Below are 16,927 nucleotides of genomic sequence, written 5' to 3' on the forward strand. Positions count from 1 at the left end.
AAACGTTGTCAATGAAGGAGTTTGACATGGCGGGTGTGGAAGAACACCTGGAGAGCGCTGACTATCTGAAGAAACGTCAGCTCAAATCCGGAAGCGCGGGGTGGCTACTGCTGGCCGGCCTCGGCGTCAGTTACGTGATCTCCGGCGACTTCTCGGGCTGGAATTTCGGCCTCGCCCACGGTGGCTTCGGAGGTCTGCTGATCGCCGTGGTGGTGATCGCCGCCATGTACTTCTGCATGGTGCTGGGTCTGGCCGAGCTGTCCTCGGCGTTGCCCGCGGCAGGCGGCGGCTACACGTTCGCCCGCCGCGCGCTGGGGCCCTGGGGCGGTTTCGCCACCGGCACCGCGATCCTGATCGAATACTCGATCGCACCGGCAGCCATCGCCACCTTCATCGGCGGTTACGTCGAATCGCTCGGCCTGTTCGGCATTCACAAGGGCTGGTGGGTCTACCTGGCGGCGTTCGTCATCTTCATCGGGATTCACCTCGCCGGTGTCGGTGAGGCATTGCGGCTGATGTTCGTCATCACCGCGGTCGCGCTGCTGGGCCTGGTCATCTTCGCCGTCAGCGCCATCGGCAGCTTCGACGTCGCCAACCTGACCAACATCGCCCCCGACGCCGCCGCAGCCGGCGCGTCGAGCTTCCTGCCGCACGGTTACCTGGGCATCTGGGCCGCCATCCCGTTCGCCATCTGGTTCTTCCTGGCCGTCGAAGGCGTCCCGCTGGCCGCCGAGGAGACCGCCAACCCGGAGCGCAACGTGCCGCGCGGCATCATCGCCGCGATGTCGGTCCTGATCCTCACCTGCGTCACGGTGCTGTTCCTGACCACGGGAGCCGGTGGCGCGGAAGCGATGTCGACTGTGGACGATCCGCTGGTGCAGGCCCTCGGCGGAACCGGGTTCGCCGCCAAGGCGGTCAACTACATCGGCCTGTTCGGGCTGATCGCGAGCTTCTTCTCGATCATCTACGCCTACTCCCGGCAGACGTTCGCGCTGTCGCGGGCCGGCTACCTGCCCACCCGGCTGTCGGTGACCAACAAGCGCAAGGCTCCGACTCTGGCGTTGATCGTCCCGGGTGTCGTCGCGTTCCTGCTGTCGCTGACCGGGCACGGCGACCTGATCCTCAACATGGCAGTGTTCGGCGCGGCGCTGAGCTACGTGCTGATGATGATCAGCCACATCGTGCTGCGGGTGCGCGAGCCCAACATGCCACGGCCGTACCGCACGCCCGGCGGCACCGTCACCACGGGCTTCGCCCTGGTCATCGCGGTCGTGGCGCTCATCGCGACCTTCGTGGTCAGCCCGGTGGCCGCGGGCCTGTGCCTGGCTGTGTTCTGCGCGTTCATGCTCTACTTCGCGCTCTACAGCCGCCACCGCCTGGTGGCGAACTCGCCCGACGAGGAGTTTGCGATGCTCGCGGAGGCGGAGAGTGCCCTGAAATGAAGTACCACCAGCAGGTCTCGGGGGTGAACTACGGCTTCGACGGTCTGGTCGAAGTGATGGCCAAGGCCACCCCGCTGCGCTCCGGCGATCAACTCGCCGGCTGCGCGGCCGAGCACGACGGTGAACGCGCCGCGGCCGCCTGGGTGCTCGCCGACCTGCCGCTGGACGTCTTCCTCAACGAGGAACTGGTGCCGTACGACACCGACGAGGTGACCCGGCTGATCATGGACAGCCATGACCGCCAAGCCTTTTCGGAGATCTCGCACCTGACCGTCGGTGGGCTGCGGGACTGGCTGATGGACACCGCGGCGCATGATCACAGTGCCGAGCGGCTGGCCGCCGTCTCTCCGGGGCTGACTCCGGAAATGGTGGCGGCGGTCAGCAAGATCATGCGCAACCAGGACCTGATCGCGGTGTCGGCCGCCGCGGAGGTGACGGCGGCGTTCCGGACCACCGTCGGCGCCCGCGGCACCCTGGCCACCCGGCTGCAGCCCAACCACCCCACCGACGACCCTCGGGGGATCGCGGCGGCGGTGCTCGACGGGCTGCTGCTGGGCTGCGGTGACGCGGTGATCGGGATCAACCCGGCCACCGATTCGCCGCAGGCCACCGCCGATCTGCTCTATCTGCTCGACTCGATCCGCACGCGCTACGACATTCCCGCCCAGTCGTGCGTGCTGTCCCATGTCACCACCACGATCGGGTTGGTCGAGGCCGGGGCGCCGGTGGACCTGATGTTCCAGTCCGTCGCGGGCACGGAAGGGGCCAACTCCGCATTCGGGGTGAACCTGCAGCTGCTGCGGGAAGGCAACGAAGCGGCGCGCAGCCTGGGCCGCGGCACCGTCGGTGACAACGTCATGTACCTGGAGACCGGGCAGGGTTCGGTGCTGAGCTCCGGCACGCACCTGGGGGTCGGCGGGAAGCCCGTGGACCAGCAGACGCTGGAGACCCGCGCCTACGCGGTGGCCCGCGACCTGCAACCGCTGCTGGTCAATACGGTCGTCGGGTTCATCGGACCGGAGTATCTGTACGACGGCAAGCAGATCATCCGGGCGGGACTGGAAGACCACTTCTGCGGCAAGCTGCTGGGCCTGCCGATGGGGGTGGACGTCTGCTACACCAACCACGCCGAGGCCGACCAGAACGACATGGACACCCTGTTGACGTTGTTGGCCGCGGCGCGGGTGGCGTTCGTCATCACCGTGCCCGGCGCCGACGACGTCATGCTGGGTTACCAGAGCCTGTCGTTCCACGACGTGCTGACCGCCCGGCGCACGCTCGGGCTGCGGCCCGCACCCGAATTCGAGGCGTGGCTGCGCAGCGTCGGCATGGTCGACGACGCCGGCAAGCTGACCCCGTTCGACCTGGAGCGTTCGGTGCTGCGGTCGCTGACTTCGGCGGAGCCGTCATGAGTCCCAATGAGATTGCGGTTCAAGAGTTCTGGGATGAACTGCGCAAGACGACCCAGGCCAGGATCGGGCTGGGCCGGGCCGGCGACGCGCTGCCCACCCGCCGGGTGCTCGAGCTGGCCGCGGCGCATGCCGCCGCCCGCGACGCCGTGCACGTGCCGCTGGACGTCGAGACCCTTGCCGACAAGGTCCGGGCAGTGGGTATCGGCGAGCCGACCGTGGTGACCAGCCGCGCCACCTCACGCGACGAGTATCTGCGCCGCCCGGATCTGGGCCGGGAGCCCGCCGACGGTATGCAGGTGCCCGATACCCCGGCCGACATCGGCTTCGTGCTGGCCGACGGGCTGTCGCCGACTGCCCTGGATCGTCACGGCGCGACACTGCTCGCGGCGTTGGTAGCCGAGTTGCAGGACCGCTACACCCTGGCCCCGCCGGTGATCGCGACGCAGGCACGGGTGGCGCTCGGGGACCACATAGGGGCACAGGCGCGCATCCGAACTCTGCTCGTGATCATCGGGGAGCGGCCCGGCCTGAGCGTCGCCGACAGTCTCGGCATTTACCTCACCCACCTGCCGATGCCCGGCCGCACCGACGCCGACCGCAACTGCATCTCCAACATTCACCCGCCCGACGGCCTGGGTTACACCGAAGCCGCACGGGTGGTGGCCGGCCTGGTCGACGGTGCGCTCGCGCTGGGCCGCTCCGGCGTCGACCTGAAGGACACCTCTCGGACCTCGGCGCTCGACCCGAACAGCATGACCCAGCTCAACTGATCCAGGAGTCTCAATGACCAAGCGTGCCGTCCTGTCTCTGCTCGCCGCGACGACCGTCGCCGTCACCGTCGCAGGGTGTGGTTCCGGCGGCGACTCGGCGGAGCCGTCGGCCACTCAGACACCCGCCGCGAGCTGTCGCACGCTGGCCGAGAATCCCGGTTGGTACGGCGACAACCGGGACCGGATCGACGCGATGCTCGCGGAGTTGGGGACCTGCGGGGCCAACGGCTCGGTGGCCGATGGCGCACCGCTGGCGCTGTTCGACTGGGACAACACCGTGGTCAAGAACGACATCGGCGATGCGACGTTCTTCTGGATGGTGCGCAACGGCAAGCTGCGGGCACCCGCCGGGGGCGACTGGTCGAGCACCAGCCCCTACCTCACTCCGCAGGCCGCGGCGGCCCTGGCCAAGGCGTGTGCCACCGCCACGCCGGGCCAACCGATGCCGACCAACACCGATCTCGGCTGCGCCGACGAACTGCTGTCGGTCTACACCGACGGTGAGACGCGTGCCGACGAGCCGGCGTTCGCCGGGTTCAACGCCCGCCGGTTCGAACCGTCGTATGCCTGGGCCGCGCAGATGCTGGCCGGCTGGCCCGAATCCGAGCTGAGTGGTTTCGCCGAGGCCGCGCGCAAGGAGAACCTCGACGCGCCCGAGGGCGCGGAGCAGAAGGTCGGTAGCGGTGACGAGACCGGCTGGGTGCGTTATTACCCGCAGATGCGCGATCTGGTGGAAACCCTGCGCGCCAACGGTTTCGACGTTCGCATCATTTCCGCGTCGGCGGAGCCGGTGGTGCGCGTGTGGGCGGCCGATCTCGGTTTCACCCCGGACAAGGTGATGGGGGTACGGACCGAGCGTGACGGCGACGTCCTGACGTCGAAGCTGGTGCCGTGCGGCGGCGAGACGGCCATCCCATACATCGAGGGCAAGCGGTGCCGGGTCAACGAGGACGTCTTCGGCGTCAAGGGGCCCGCCGCGTTCGAACAGCAGCCCGAGGCGAAACGCGCGGCCTTCGGCGCCGGGGACTCCGACACCGATGTCACGTTCCTCACCGATGCGACGGCCCTGCGTCTGGTGCTCAACCGCAACAAGACCGAGTTGATGTGCACGGCGTACGACAACTCCGACGGTCGCTGGCTGGTCAATCCGATGTTCATCGATGCCAAGAAGAAGCAGGGCGACCCGTACGAGTGCACGACGGAGGGCTACATCGAGCCCAGCGGTAAGGAAGCCCCGCTGCACCGTCCCGACGGAACTGTGGTGCCCGACCAGCAGGACGGGGTGTCCTGACGCCGTGAGAATGCTGGCGTAGAGCTCGGAGTTTCCTGGCCCAGCAATTCCACAGGCCGGTGGCGGGGTGCCCTACAGAATTCGGGCGTCACATATGCGCCATGAGCACATACGAGGGGCAGCTGAAGCTCAAGGGGCACAGCCGGATACAGGTAACGGGCATGTTACTTGGTGTCGCCGCCATCTCGGCGATGGCGGCGTTCGCGTTTGGTCATCCCGAGGAAATGCCTGCGGGGCAGGGCAACCCGCTCGCCGGATCCGGTGATGCCCCGACGAACACGGTTTTCACTCAACCCGTGGTCGGCACGATGAAACTCGGCAGCACGGCTACGGCTACCACCCCTCCGGTTGCGAAATAGGGGGTGGCACAAGCCATGTCATCGCGTGTTCTCGGGCCGGTGGTCGCCGCTGCCGCACCGTTGGCGTCGCTCTTGGTGAGTGGGGTTGCCTACGCGTCGTCACCCGATGTCGTCGGGCAGAAATACAGCGACGCATCGGGCACGCTCAGTGGAGCCGGCTACTCGCCGGTGGTGGAAACGACGGTCGGTGACCGCGAATCCTGGTCGGACTGCGTCGTCACGCATCAACAGGACCGCAACGTGCAGCCGCCGCCCAACACCGGAGGCTCGGCCACCAAGCAGACGCTCGTTTCCCTCGATTGCGACAAAGCAGTGGCGTCGGCCACCGCACCCGGAAACTCGGCCGCCAGCCCGGAGGGGCGTGCGGCGATCCAGGCTGCGCAACAGCAGGCCGCACAGGAACAGCAGCAGGCCGAGAAGAAGCACTAGGGCCGCAGGCGTCTGACGAACGACCGTCGTCACGGCAGGCCGGCCTCCTCTGAGGGCAATGCCGCCGGGCCGGTGATGTTCGGGTGCGCCTTCGGTGTCGCCATGGCAGCGGGTGCCCGCATCCCTGTGGTGGTTGTCGCGCCCAGAGCCATGGACGCCGAGGTCACGGTCGGGGGCGCCGGGGGTGCGTGGAACGCCACCGACGAGCTGTGTCTGGCCGACATCACGCTCAACCAACCCAGAGTCACGAACGCGGCTCCGCCGGCAATCGCCGCGATCGCTCGGATGCTGGTGTGTCTTGTGGCAGCCATGGTGCTGAGCCCTTCGTTCCGCTGATGTCCGGCTTCGGCTGCGAGCCATCTGGCATCCAGTCGACGCCTGGACCCTGGGAGTTGGGATACGTCTGCGATGTGAGTTCTCTTGGAGAGCAGTGCACGAGGTGTCGACCGGGACCGGGCTTTGCGGCGATGCGTCCGCGACGGCCCCCACACGGGCGTTTTGACCTGCCCGGATATCGGACGGTAAGCTGCTCCGTTGGTGTGTGCTGCCCTTCGGGGCAAGCGGGTCCCGGGTCAACGTCGGTCGCCGGGAAAACCGAGTACATGCGCCGCGACCGGCACCTGGGACATCCTGGGATCCGTAACCCGAGTTGATACTCGAATATAGAAGAGGTAAGCGCTGTGCCTACGTACACGCCTAAGGCGGGTGACACCACGCGTTCGTGGTACGTCATCGACGCCCAAGACGTGGTGCTCGGCCGGCTCGCCGTCGAAGCAGCCAAGCTGCTCCGCGGCAAGCACAAGCCGACATTCACGCCGAATGTCGATGGTGGCGACTTCGTCATCGTCATCAACGCCGAGAAGATTGCCGTCAGCGGCAACAAGCTCACCAAGAAGTTCGCTTACAGCCACTCGGGTTACCCGGGCGGTCTTCGCAAGCGCGCCATCGGTGACCTGCTGCAGAAGCACCCGACCCGCGTCGTCGAGAACGCGATCCTCGGCATGCTGCCCCACACCAAGCTTGGTCGGCAGATCCAGAAGAAGCTCAAGGTCTACGCCGGTCCGGATCATCCGCACGCCGCGCAGCAGCCGGTTCCGTACGAGATCAAGCAGGTGGCCCAGTGACCGAAACGATTGAGAACGGCGACACCGTCGAAGCCGTGACCGAAACCGTCGAGGTGGAGCACGAGGTGGAGCAGGAGCACCGCGAGCCGGTCATCATCGACCGTCCGATCCAGACCGTCGGCCGCCGCAAGGAGGCCGTGGTGCGGGTGCGCCTGGTGCCCGGCACCGGCAAGTTCAACCTGGACGGCCGCACGCTGGAGAACTACTTCCCGAACAAGGTGCACCAGCAGCTGATCAAGGCCCCGCTGGTGACCGTCGACCGTGTCGAGCACTTCGACATCTTCGCCCACCTCGATGGTGGCGGCCCCTCGGGCCAGGCCGGTGCCCTGCGCCTGGCCATCGCCCGTGCACTGATCCTGGTGCAGCCGGAGGACCGGCCGGCCCTCAAGAAGGCCGGGTTCCTGACGCGTGACCCGCGTGCCATCGAGCGCAAGAAGTACGGCCTCAAGAAGGCCCGCAAGGCGCCTCAGTACAGCAAGCGCTGATCTGTCGCCTTTTGGCCGAACGAACCCGCCGGGTGTGTCTCGTACACACTCGGCGGGTTTGTTTTTTGCCTGCTGATGCGCGCGTCGGTTTTCCACGTCTGGGCTGTTGGCGTGCGATTTTGACGACCCTGCGGTAGAAACCGGCATCCTCATCCACAAACTTTTTCCAGATTCGAGGTTTGGGGACGGACCCTGCGTGGAAGACCACTGGGCGGAGAGCCGGGGCCGCTTTGTGTCAGCAGGGTTGTGCCCGCAGGACCTTCCTGCCACCGGTGGACGTCGTTCTGACGTCGGGGGACCGGGTGCTGCTGTCCCATCGGAAGGAGCAATTGTGGGGAACTTCGCGAAGACAGCGTCTGCGGGCGCGGTGGTCGGTGGATCGCTGCTGTTTACCGTCGGCCTGGGTATCGCCAATGCGGCGCCCGAAACTGCCGGAGACGGCAAGGTCAACCTCACCCTCGGCAACGTCTCGGTCCTGGAGAACGTCGACGACGCCGCGGCCGCGCAGATCGCCGCGGGGGTGTGCGAGAACACCGACACGGCATCGTTGACCACCGCGGTTCAGGGGGTCGATGCGAACAGCACCGACCACGTGGTCTGCACCAACAACCTCGGGACCATCTCGTTCAGCCAGAACGGCACCACTGAGCGCCCGGGTGAGGTCTCGCAGGGGACCGAGCCGCACAGCCTTGCGCCGACGACGGCACCCCCGATGGCGCCGGAAGGCAGCCACTCGTCGTCAGACACCGGCCCCAGCTAGCGATTTGTCGCCGATCACCGCCCGTGCCCGATCTGCGGGCGGTGATCCGGTGGGTCTCGAACGGGTATCAATCCGGCTCCGGGATGGTCGCTGACCTCGTCGGTTGTGTTTACGGCCGCCGATTATGAGAAGTTTAAGGGCATGGGTCGACTGTTCGGCACCGATGGGGTGCGCGGGGTCGCCAATCGCGATCTGACTGCTGAACTGGCAGTGGCACTCGGTTCGGCGGCTGCGCGGCGTCTCGGTAATTCCGCAGGGCTCGGCCGTCGACTGGCCGTGGTGGGTCGTGATCCGCGGGCCAGTGGCGAGATGCTGGAAGCCGCGGTGATTGCGGGTATCACCAGCGAGGGTGTCGACGCCCTGCGGGTCGGCGTATTGCCGACGCCTGCGGTGGCGTATCTGACCAGTGCCTATGACGCGGATTTCGGGGTCATGATCTCCGCATCGCACAATCCGATGCCCGACAACGGCATCAAGATCTTCGGTCCGGGCGGGCACAAGCTCGACGACACCGCTGAGGACCAGATCGAGTCGCTGGTTATCGATGAGCCGCTTGCGCGAAGAGAATCTGGCACGGCTGGGCCAGGGCTGCGCCCGACGGGGGCCGGCATCGGCCGGGTGCTGGACGCCGAGGACGCGTTGGATCGTTATCTGCGGCACGCAGGCAAGGCCATGACGGCGCGGCTTGACGGGCTGACCGTCGTGGTCGATTGCGCACACGGTGCGGCGTGGGCGGCTGCTCCCCGGGCCTACCGGTCCGCCGGAGCCAACGTCATTGCGATCAATGCCGAACCCAATGGCCTCAACATCAACGACGGCTGCGGATCCACCCACATGGAGGTGCTGCAGGCCGCTGTCCTCGAAAACGGCGCCGATCTGGGACTGGCTCACGATGGCGATGCAGACCGGTGCCTGGCAGTGGACGCCGCGGGCCAGGTCATCGACGGCGACGCGATCATGGTGGTGCTGGCGCTGGCCATGCAGGAGGCCGGCGAGCTGGCCTCGGACACGCTGGTGGCCACGGTGATGAGCAATCTGGGATTGCACCTGGCCATGCGGGCAGCCGGTATCGAGGTCCGCACCACCGGTGTCGGGGACCGCTACGTGCTGGAGGAACTGCGGGCCGGCGAGTTCTCCCTCGGTGGTGAGCAGTCCGGCCACATCGTGCTGCCCGGCTTTGGCACGACCGGCGACGGCATCGTCACGGGCCTGCGGCTGATGTCGCGGATGGCCCAGACGCGCACTACCTTGGCGGCGCTTGCCGAGCCGATGCGCACATTGCCGCAGGTACTGATCAATGTCGCGGTCGATGACAAGGCGGCGGTGGCGAAGGCGCCGTCCGTGCAGTCCGCCGTGGCCCAGGCCGAGGCCGAGCTGGGTGACACCGGCCGGATCCTGTTGCGGCCCTCGGGTACCGAACAGGTGGTTCGGGTGATGGTCGAGGCGGCCGATGTGAACACGGCCCGGATGGTCGCGGTTCGGGTCGCCGATTCGGTCAGCGGCCAGTCGGCCTGAGGGAACCGTGCAGTCCCCGGCTGCGTCTAAACCGGGCATGGGAGATGTAACTGCCGCCAGTCTCGACGGTGCGGCGCTGGCGTCGGTGGCCGCCGGATACGACGCCGTTGCCGCCGATCTCGATTCAGTGGTGCGTGACCGCCAGCGCGGGCGGGTGTTCGACGGTGCCTCCGCCGGGCACGCCCACGTTGCCGGCGGAGACGCGGTGCGGACCGCCGTGGACGAGGTGACGGACGGGCTGCGTCGGTGGTCGCGGGCCAGTGCCGAGGTTGCGGCCGTGCTGCGCAGCGCGATCGATCGGTACACGGTGGCCGACGCGCACGCTGCGGCCCGGGTGGGTTGAGCCGTGGCGGCAAGCCTCGATGTCGCGGCCCGGTTGGATGAGGGACAGGCTGCTGTCGACACGGTCGCCGAATACGTCTGGGCCTGCCACCTGCTGGGTTTCGGCCACGCCGATCTGACCCGCTACCGCTATCAGGTGCGCGACTGGTACGCCGCCGAGGACGGCCTCGACCTGCGGATGCTGGACGCCGAATGCACATCATTGGTCGCCGCTGCTGCTGCGGCGGAGCAGGCATTGCGGCTGCAGGACAACCACTTCCTGAATCTGTCGCGGGCCTGGCAGGGCGCCGGGGCTCGGGCGTCGATGGATTTCCTCGCCCGGCACGCGACCTCGGCGGCACAGGTCTCCGCCGGGATCCGTGGCGCCGCGGCCACATTGACCCGGCTGCGCGACAACCTGTGGGATGCGGTGGACGCCAAGGTCTCCGCCGCGCTGCAGATCGAGGAGCGCCAGGCCGGACAACGCGGCACCTGGCTGGCGGCCGCGCGGGCGGTGAGCACCGGTGTGGGGGACCGATCAGTAGCCAGTGAACTGATCGACACGCAGGTGAAACCCTTTGTGGCCAACGACATTGGCGGGGACTGGTTGACGGCGATGCGCAGTACCACCCGGGCGGTTGCCGATGCGTACGCGCAGGCGCTCACCGCGTTGCGCGCCGAGGTGCAGCCGGTGTTCGGCATCCCGGGCGAGCTGGGGCCGGTCTGGGTCGCGCCGAGTCCACCGCCCGCTGCCGGCGCCACCGCAGCCCTGTCGGCACCCGGGCTCACTGCGGCCCCGGCGAGCATGCCGCCATGGCCGACAACTCCCAGTGCAGTACCCGCGGCGATGTCTGCGGCTCCTGCCTCGATGCCGGCCATGCCGGCCCCCTGGCCCCCGCTGGGTGCCGAGCCGACCGGTCCGGCTACGGCGCCGGTCGAGTCGGCGGCTCCGTTGCCCGCTTCGCCAGCAGGATTGGGCCAGGGCCTCGGTGGCGGTGGCCTGCCTGGTCTGGGTGGCATGCCTGACATCGGTTCCGGCTTGGCCGGCTCCGGACAACAATTGGCTGATCTGTTCGGTGGGCTGCTCGGGTCGTCCGCAGACAGTTTGCCCGACGATATCGGCGAGCTGCCGGACGATGATGTCGACGATCCGGATCCGGCGGCGGATGAGACGGGCGAGGACGCCCATGAAGGCGCCGACGACGAAGGCGCGGACGCCGACGCGGCAGAGGATACCGACGGCGTCGACGAAGCCGCCGGGGCCGAAGCTGGCGAACCTGGCGCCGATGTCGTGGAAGAGACTGAGCCGCAGAGTGTTCCGCTAGGGGCCGAGCCGGTGCCCACAGTTGTCGACCCGCTCCCTCCCGTGGCGGAACCCGGACCACCGGCCGAACCCCTTGCCGCGCCGGCCGGTGAGACCCCGTGTGCGATCGCCGCGGATGAGTTACCCCAAGTCGGTGAGTAGCCGCACCCCGATGCGGGATTCGGATGTGGCAGGCGCGGCTAACAGCTCGGAACCCTCGATCGGGTGAGGATCGGCGCCAGTCGACTGATGCTGTCGTGGATAACCGTCTCGCCGAGTATGCCGTATCCGATCACCAGGGCGGGTGGTGCTGAATCCGGGTCGGCCCAATTCCACCGGGCACCGTCCAGGCGCAGGCCCTGTTCGCGTGCGGTGGCAACGATGGCGTCCTCGTTCGAGTCGCTTGGCAGCCGAAGATAGACGTGCAGGCCCGCGTCGATGCCGGTCGGCTGTGTCTGAGGCATCCATGTGTTGATCGCCGCGAGCATGGCATCGCGTCGCCGGCGATAGACCGGGCGAACGCGCCGCAGGTGGCGCGTCAGCCCGCCGGTACCGATGAAGCGGGACAGGGCGAGTTGCTCAAGCACGGAGTTGCCCATGTCGTCGTACAGCTTCTCGGCGGCGACAGACTCCACCAGCCGGGGCGGCAGGGCCATCCACCCGAGCCGCAGGGCGGGAGTCAGCGTCTTGCTCACGCAGCCCGCGTAGGCCACGTGATCGGGGTCGAGTCCCTGTAGGGCGCCGACAGGACTTCTGTCGTAACGGAATTCGGCGTCGTAGTCATCTTCGATGATCAGTGCGTCCCGGTTGTTCGCCCACGCGATCAGCGCCGCCCTGCGGTCCGCGGCGAGCACGACACCGGTCGGGTACGCGTGGGCGGGTGTCACCAGTACCGCGCCGACGTCGAGTTCAGCCAATCTGTCGACGTCGAGGCCGTACTCGTCGACCGGTACCGGCTCCACGTGCAGCCCGGCGCGTGCGATGGCGTCGCGGTGAAATCCGAAACACGGGTCCTCGACTGCGATGGCGCGGCATCCGCGCGCTCGCAGCGCCCGGGCCAGCAGCACGATCCCCTGGGTGATTCCCGCCGTGACGATCATTCGATCGGGGGCGGCTGCGACACCCCTTACCCGAGCCAGGTAATCGGAGAGGGCTTCGCGTAAGGGGTGGGTCCCGAATGGGCCGGGATAGCCGAGCTGCGAGTTGGGTACCTCGGCGAGCGCGTTGCGGTAGTGCCGCAGCCATTCGGTACGCGGAAACAATGCGGCGTCCGGCAGGCCGCCGCCCAACGGCACGGATGGGTTGCGAGTCTGGCGTGTGCGTGGAGCTGCTTGTGGGGCAACTTGTTTGACCCTGGTCCCGGAGCCCCGCCGTCCGGTCAGGTAGCCGTCGGCCACCAGGTGTTCATAGGCGGCGACGACGACGCTGCGGGCCACACCGAGCTGTGCCGCCAGCACACGGGACGGCGGCAGGAGTGCGCCCGCCGTGAGCCGGCCCTGCTGTATCCCCACGCGGAGCTGATGTTGCAGCTGCATCGCGAGCCCGTCCCGGGACGTCCGGTCCAGGTCCAGCAGAAGGTCCGGAGGAAATCCGGCATCAGCAGAATTGGTCTGCTGAACATCTCTATAATTGGACCCTGACATATACCAATCATAGGAGCGATCGTGGTGGTATGTCTTCGATCAACAGCCTCTCCTCAGCCGTCGCCCGACCGGTGATCACGTCCTGGATGCCCGGGCCGGCCCCGGCCGGCGACGGACCGGTCGTCGTCAGCGTGACCGAATATGCCGCGCATTCTCTGCGGCACCTGCCAGGTGTCGCCTACAACGGGATGCGTATGCGGGAAGGCTGGTACGCCATGCCGGGTGCGGTCGGGCTGTGGTTGTGGAGCCTGCCCGCCGCCAGCCGTGGCGGGTCGATCTCGGTGTGGACGGATGCCGAAGCGTTGCAGCGGTTTATCGGGCTGCCGCATCACGTCGACATCATGCGCCGCTACGGCGACCGTGGAGACGTTCGGTCGACTACCTGGGAGGCCAATACCTTTGATCGGGCGAGCACCCTCGTGCGAGCCTGCGAGTGGATCGGGCCGGCGCGGCAATCGTGATGGGCCCGTCATAATTTGTCCGGGAAGGTGAACAATTCACCTCGATAGGTCAATTGTGACGTGGCATAATTCGCCGTAACGGGGAATGGGAGAATTACGTACGTGCAGGAGAGCTGAAATGCTGACCAGAATTCTGGGCATTGCCACGGTCGGCGCGGGCGTTGCAACACTGGGTACCGGGGTGGTTTCGGCCGCGGCGGAATCTCCGTGCGCGCCGTATGCGCCGAGTGGCGACACGATCTCCGGAAGAAGCCCAGATAAATTGGGCGACTGGGTAGTTCGTTACGAGCGGGTAGGTGGCGGAGATGCCGCGATCGCCGACGCGATCAATCAGGTGATCGACGCCGAGGCGCGTGGTCAGGTGGCTACCTACGAGCCAAGTGCGACGAAGACGAATCCCTGGACGATGAATATCGATGGGCATGTCATCAAACGGCCGGTGACAATATCTGCATTGTTCACCGGTGAATACAATACCGATCAGCCCAATATGCCATTCAGTGCCGTGGCGACCCGAGTTTTTGACTGTCGTAGCGGAATTCTGATCGATTGGGACAATCTTTTCACCGATAAAAAGGCGGGCCTCGCGCGGCTGTCGGAGCAGACGAAGCGGATCCTGCCCACCGTCTACGCGCCCCCGAAACATCCCGGCAGCTGGCAGTTCGGCAGCGAGGTCGCCCCGGTCGATGACAACTTTCGCTACTGGCTACCGACCGATCAGGGCATCGAGCTGCACTTCCCGGATTGGCAGTTCGGCCGCGGCCTCCCGGTGATCACCGTCGGCTGGGCCGAACTCCGGGACCTGATCGCCCCGCAGTTCCAGGCGATCACCGGGTAGCCGATGATCCGTGCGGCTGGGCGATCCGCGGGGTGTAGCAACCGTGGAAGCTCAGCGGCAGGTGATGGCGCAGCCGGCCGACGTAGACAGGCCCGGCTTCGATGTCCTTGGCGTCGAACACCTCCAGTTTGGCGGTGTTGTTGACTGCGTCCAGCACCGGCCCGATCAGCCAGCCGTCGTCCTCGTCAGTGGCGTCCGGGCGGGCCGCGAAGACCGCTTCGTGGGGAAGTTCTCCGTCGGGGAACTGGAACTGGGTTTCCTTGCCCGTTTCGTTGTCGATCTTGGCCAGCGCGTTCGGATAGAGGCTGCCGCCGGTTGCGGCTGACATGTAGAAGTAGCGGTTTGGCTTGGCCATCTTGAAGACGTTGATCATCGGGAATTCACCGTGCACACCGGAGAACTCGTCGATCGTGACGTTCCCTGATCCGGAGATCCGGACCCGGGTCGGCAGCCCGCCAAAGGGCATGGTCGAGGTTTCCATCAGGGTCTCGACTCCGGCCAGCTGTCCGTTGAGTTGTTCCCAGGTGGCGTGGTAGTTCAGCACGTCCACCACGACGTCGCCGTTCTCGTCGTCGTAGGCGTTGGCGAAATGCAGATGCAACATCGGGTCGGTGTGGAAGATCCGCACTTTGCCGCCATCGCGCGGCACCAACGCGATCGTGGTGCCCAGCGATGCGTCGTATTCGATGGCGTCGATGTAGTTGAGCAATCCAAACGCCGCACCGAAGAACTTCTTGAGCGGGAACACCAGCGGCGGGATCACGAAGACCAGGTAGCGATTGGTCAGGCCCATGTCGTGATTGAACATCGGCCCGGGCAGATTGACGTGACCGAGCTTGTTCATCTTGCCGCTCCGGTTCACCCGGTAGCAGATCAGTTTCGGGACGGGCGCCATCGCCATTCCGAAGTTGAACATCTCGCCCGTCTCCCAATCCCACTTGGGATGTGCCGAGAACGCACCCAACCATTTGAGCTCACCGCCGTAGTTGTACTCACCCTTGGTACGCAAGGTGTCGGGGTCGAGCTCGGTGGGCCGCCCGCCCTCCCACAGAGCAAGCAGCTTCCCGGCGTTCATCACGACGGCGGTGTTGGCGACATTGGTGGGAAATCGCAACGCATTGGCCAGCGGGCCGCCGTCGCGCATGGTGCCCAGTGCGCGAAACGGCGCGCCTTCGGAGACGATCGAACGCTGGTAGTGCTTGGTCTGGATGAATCTGTTGCGGAAGTGAACCTTGCCGTCGGACATCGAGTACATCGTGAGCATGCCGTCGCCGTCGAAGATGTGGCCGAGCGGGGTCCCGCCGGCCTCCATCTTCCCGGGGCCGTTGCGGTACACCGTCCCTCGGAGCTCGGCGGGTAACTCGCCGGTCACATCCTCGATCGTGTAGTCATACTCGTCGTAGAGCGGCGCGTAGGTCTGGATGGGATCGTTGTCGACGCTGGTCATGTCGGACTCCTTCGTGTTGGTCAGTGGGCCGTGCGGACCCGCAGGGTGCAGCCCAGGCCGGGCAGATGGGGGTCGAATTCCAGCGGCATGGGTCCGTCGGCGTGAAAGACCTTCTCGCAGGCCGCCTTACAACCCATCTGGCAGGAATTCTCCTGTGCGCTGTTCGTCCCGACCACGACATGCATTGCGCATTCGGGGATCTCGTAGACCAGCGTGCCACCCGGCTCCTCGCCGGTGCGATAGATGGGTCCCACCAGGAAGGTGGACAGGCCGACGCCCATGTCCATCACCGGTGCGTACCACGCCTTCGGCACGATCTTCACGGCACCGAAGACCGGCAGCAGAAAGCGCAGCCAATGCCGCAGCCTGGCCGCGACGGCGTCGGACACCAATTCCTCCACCGCTGTGAACGGCAGATCCCGCAGCAGCTCGGAGGTCACCCACTCGAGCTCGGCGACGAACTGACCGTATTGACTTTCCCAGGAGTGCCGCGGGCTCTCGAACAGTCCGCGCCGACGACGCTGGGCCACCAAGGCTTTCCATGCGGCCTCGACCGCATCGCGGTCGTCGGTGACGATCCGCAACATGGGTAGGAACACCGTCTCGGGCAGGTCGCCGACCCGTTTGAGCATCGAGTGAATCAGCAACTCGTCGCGCAGCATGGCGACCAGGCCGATCGGCGCAGCGGTGGTCACGGGAGATCCACCTTGGCGGCCTTCCATCCGCCGTCGACGTTCTGCATGGTCATGACCATGCGGCTGCGATCCACCCGAGGGTCCGGAACCTCGGTGTTGGTCACCGTTTGGTCCACGAACAGGAGCACCACCACTTCGTTGGTGTTGGCCGACTTGACCGCGGAGTCGACGACGACGCCGTGGCCGGTCGCCTTGTGGTCGATCAACAACTTGCGCAGCTCGCTGCTGGATTTGGCGTACATGCCGTGGAATTCGCCGGTGGAGCCGTCGAGTACAGCGGCGAAGTTCGCATCCAGGTTGTTCGTGTCCACCGACGTCAGCGTCACCGCATAGGAGTTGGCCGTGTTCAGGGCGGCCGCAGCGGCATTCGCGACCTGCCGGTCTTTGATGTAGTGCCAGCCGAAGTACCCGCCGATTCCGGCAAGCGTCGGCAACAGGACCGCGATCGCTCCGGCGAGCAGCCGGAGCCGCCATTTGGTCTGAGGAACAACAGGTTCCGATTCTTCGGGAGAGCGGCCTGGCGAGTCGTCCGCGTCGGCTTCTACCGGGTCCGCTGCGGCCTCCTCGAGGTCGGTGGCCTCGCTGTCGAGACGTTCAGCCAGTTTGGTGCTTGTCATGGTGCTCCTCATCTC

19 protein-coding genes are annotated in these 16,927 nt (G+C 66.6%); 14 read left to right on the forward strand and 5 right to left on the reverse strand.

Translation table 11 applies throughout. From position 1 onward, the window contains the following. Nucleotides 1–26 precede the first annotated feature (26 nt). From eat to HBE63_RS01925, 6 genes are all read left to right on the forward strand, one after another. Nucleotides 27–1,442, forward strand: coding sequence for an ethanolamine permease (gene eat / locus HBE63_RS01900; RefSeq protein ID WP_166902791.1), 1,416 nt, complete (start codon nucleotides 27–29; stop codon nucleotides 1,440–1,442). After that, complete coding sequence (locus tag HBE63_RS01905) at nucleotides 1,439–2,854, forward strand: ethanolamine ammonia-lyase subunit EutB (RefSeq protein ID WP_166902793.1); 1,416 nt, start codon at nucleotides 1,439–1,441, stop codon at nucleotides 2,852–2,854. Before eat ends, HBE63_RS01905 begins: the two co-directional genes overlap by 4 nt. Then, the gene (gene eutC / locus HBE63_RS01910) at nucleotides 2,851–3,624 is read left to right on the forward strand and encodes an ethanolamine ammonia-lyase subunit EutC (RefSeq protein WP_166902795.1); all 774 of its coding nucleotides are present in this window, start codon (nucleotides 2,851–2,853) and stop codon (nucleotides 3,622–3,624) included. The genes HBE63_RS01905 and eutC overlap by 4 nt, the downstream gene beginning before the upstream one ends. 13 nt (nucleotides 3,625–3,637) lie before the next feature. Beyond that, nucleotides 3,638–4,915, forward strand: coding sequence for an HAD family phosphatase (locus HBE63_RS01915; protein WP_208301280.1), 1,278 nt, complete (start codon nucleotides 3,638–3,640; stop codon nucleotides 4,913–4,915). Between the two features lie 101 nt (nucleotides 4,916–5,016). Continuing rightward, complete coding sequence (locus HBE63_RS01920) at nucleotides 5,017–5,274, forward strand: hypothetical protein (protein ID WP_243858445.1); 258 nt, start codon at nucleotides 5,017–5,019, stop codon at nucleotides 5,272–5,274. Nucleotides 5,275–5,289: 15 nt separating this feature from the next. Then, the gene (locus HBE63_RS01925) at nucleotides 5,290–5,703 is read left to right on the forward strand and encodes a hypothetical protein (protein ID WP_166902797.1); all 414 of its coding nucleotides are present in this window, start codon (nucleotides 5,290–5,292) and stop codon (nucleotides 5,701–5,703) included. Between the two features lie 29 nt (nucleotides 5,704–5,732). Here the strand turns inward: HBE63_RS01925 and HBE63_RS01930 are convergent, their stop codons facing one another. Beyond that, complete coding sequence (locus HBE63_RS01930; RefSeq protein WP_166902799.1) at nucleotides 5,733–6,014, reverse strand: hypothetical protein; 282 nt, start codon at nucleotides 6,012–6,014, stop codon at nucleotides 5,733–5,735. A 369-nt stretch (nucleotides 6,015–6,383) separates the two neighbouring features. Here HBE63_RS01930 and rplM point away from each other — a divergent pair, with 369 nt between their 5' ends. The 6 genes from rplM to HBE63_RS01960 all read left to right on the forward strand — a co-directional run bounded on the left by rplM (nucleotide 6,384) and on the right by HBE63_RS01960 (nucleotide 11,373). Beyond that, entirely contained in the window at nucleotides 6,384–6,827 is a 444-nt protein-coding gene (gene rplM, locus HBE63_RS01935) for a 50S ribosomal protein L13 (protein ID WP_166902801.1), read from the forward strand. A gap of 35 nt (nucleotides 6,828–6,862) precedes the next feature. Then, nucleotides 6,863–7,312, forward strand: coding sequence for a 30S ribosomal protein S9 (gene rpsI / locus HBE63_RS01940; RefSeq protein ID WP_243858815.1), 450 nt, complete (start codon nucleotides 6,863–6,865; stop codon nucleotides 7,310–7,312). Between the two features lie 331 nt (nucleotides 7,313–7,643). Then, entirely contained in the window at nucleotides 7,644–8,072 is a 429-nt protein-coding gene (locus HBE63_RS01945; protein ID WP_166902805.1) for a hypothetical protein, read from the forward strand. Nucleotides 8,073–8,213: 141 nt separating this feature from the next. After that, nucleotides 8,214–9,587, forward strand: coding sequence for a phosphoglucosamine mutase (gene glmM, locus HBE63_RS01950; RefSeq protein WP_166902807.1), 1,374 nt, complete (start codon nucleotides 8,214–8,216; stop codon nucleotides 9,585–9,587). 37 nt (nucleotides 9,588–9,624) lie between these two features. Then, on the forward strand, nucleotides 9,625–9,930 hold the full coding sequence (locus tag HBE63_RS01955; protein WP_166902809.1) for a type VII secretion target: 306 nt from the start codon (nucleotides 9,625–9,627) through the stop codon (nucleotides 9,928–9,930). Between the two features lie 3 nt (nucleotides 9,931–9,933). Then, nucleotides 9,934–11,373 (forward strand): hypothetical protein, encoded by a 1,440-nt coding sequence (locus HBE63_RS01960; RefSeq protein WP_166902811.1) that lies wholly within the window; start codon nucleotides 9,934–9,936, stop codon nucleotides 11,371–11,373. A gap of 38 nt (nucleotides 11,374–11,411) precedes the next feature. On the opposite strand, the gene HBE63_RS01965 is transcribed toward HBE63_RS01960, so the two are convergent. Then, a complete protein-coding gene (locus HBE63_RS01965) occupies nucleotides 11,412–12,854 on the reverse strand; it encodes a PLP-dependent aminotransferase family protein (RefSeq protein WP_166902813.1) in 1,443 nt (480 codons plus the stop codon). Between the two features lie 29 nt (nucleotides 12,855–12,883). On the opposite strand from HBE63_RS01965, the gene HBE63_RS01970 reads away from it, so the two are divergent. Beyond that, nucleotides 12,884–13,315 (forward strand): hypothetical protein, encoded by a 432-nt coding sequence (locus HBE63_RS01970; protein ID WP_166902815.1) that lies wholly within the window; start codon nucleotides 12,884–12,886, stop codon nucleotides 13,313–13,315. A 118-nt stretch (nucleotides 13,316–13,433) separates the two neighbouring features. Further along, nucleotides 13,434–14,153, forward strand: coding sequence for a DUF3298 domain-containing protein (locus tag HBE63_RS01975; protein ID WP_243858448.1), 720 nt, complete (start codon nucleotides 13,434–13,436; stop codon nucleotides 14,151–14,153). Here HBE63_RS01975 and HBE63_RS01980 read toward each other — a convergent pair. From HBE63_RS01980 to HBE63_RS01990, 3 genes are read right to left on the reverse strand one after another with little or no spacing between them, the layout of a single operon-like run. Further along, nucleotides 14,143–15,600: a carotenoid oxygenase family protein gene (locus HBE63_RS01980; RefSeq protein WP_166902817.1), complete on the reverse strand. Its 1,458-nt coding sequence runs from the start codon at nucleotides 15,598–15,600 to the stop codon at nucleotides 14,143–14,145. The genes HBE63_RS01975 and HBE63_RS01980 overlap by 11 nt on opposite strands. 20 nt (nucleotides 15,601–15,620) lie before the next feature. Further along, the gene (locus HBE63_RS01985) at nucleotides 15,621–16,295 is read right to left on the reverse strand and encodes a hypothetical protein (RefSeq protein ID WP_166902819.1); all 675 of its coding nucleotides are present in this window, start codon (nucleotides 16,293–16,295) and stop codon (nucleotides 15,621–15,623) included. Next, nucleotides 16,292–16,912: a DUF3329 domain-containing protein gene (locus HBE63_RS01990; RefSeq protein ID WP_243858450.1), complete on the reverse strand. Its 621-nt coding sequence runs from the start codon at nucleotides 16,910–16,912 to the stop codon at nucleotides 16,292–16,294. The genes HBE63_RS01985 and HBE63_RS01990 overlap by 4 nt, the downstream gene beginning before the upstream one ends. Nucleotides 16,913–16,927 lie beyond the last annotated feature (15 nt).

The organism is Mycobacterium sp. DL440 (genome assembly GCF_011745145.1).
Classification (GTDB): Bacteria; Actinomycetota; Actinomycetes; order Mycobacteriales; family Mycobacteriaceae; genus Mycobacterium.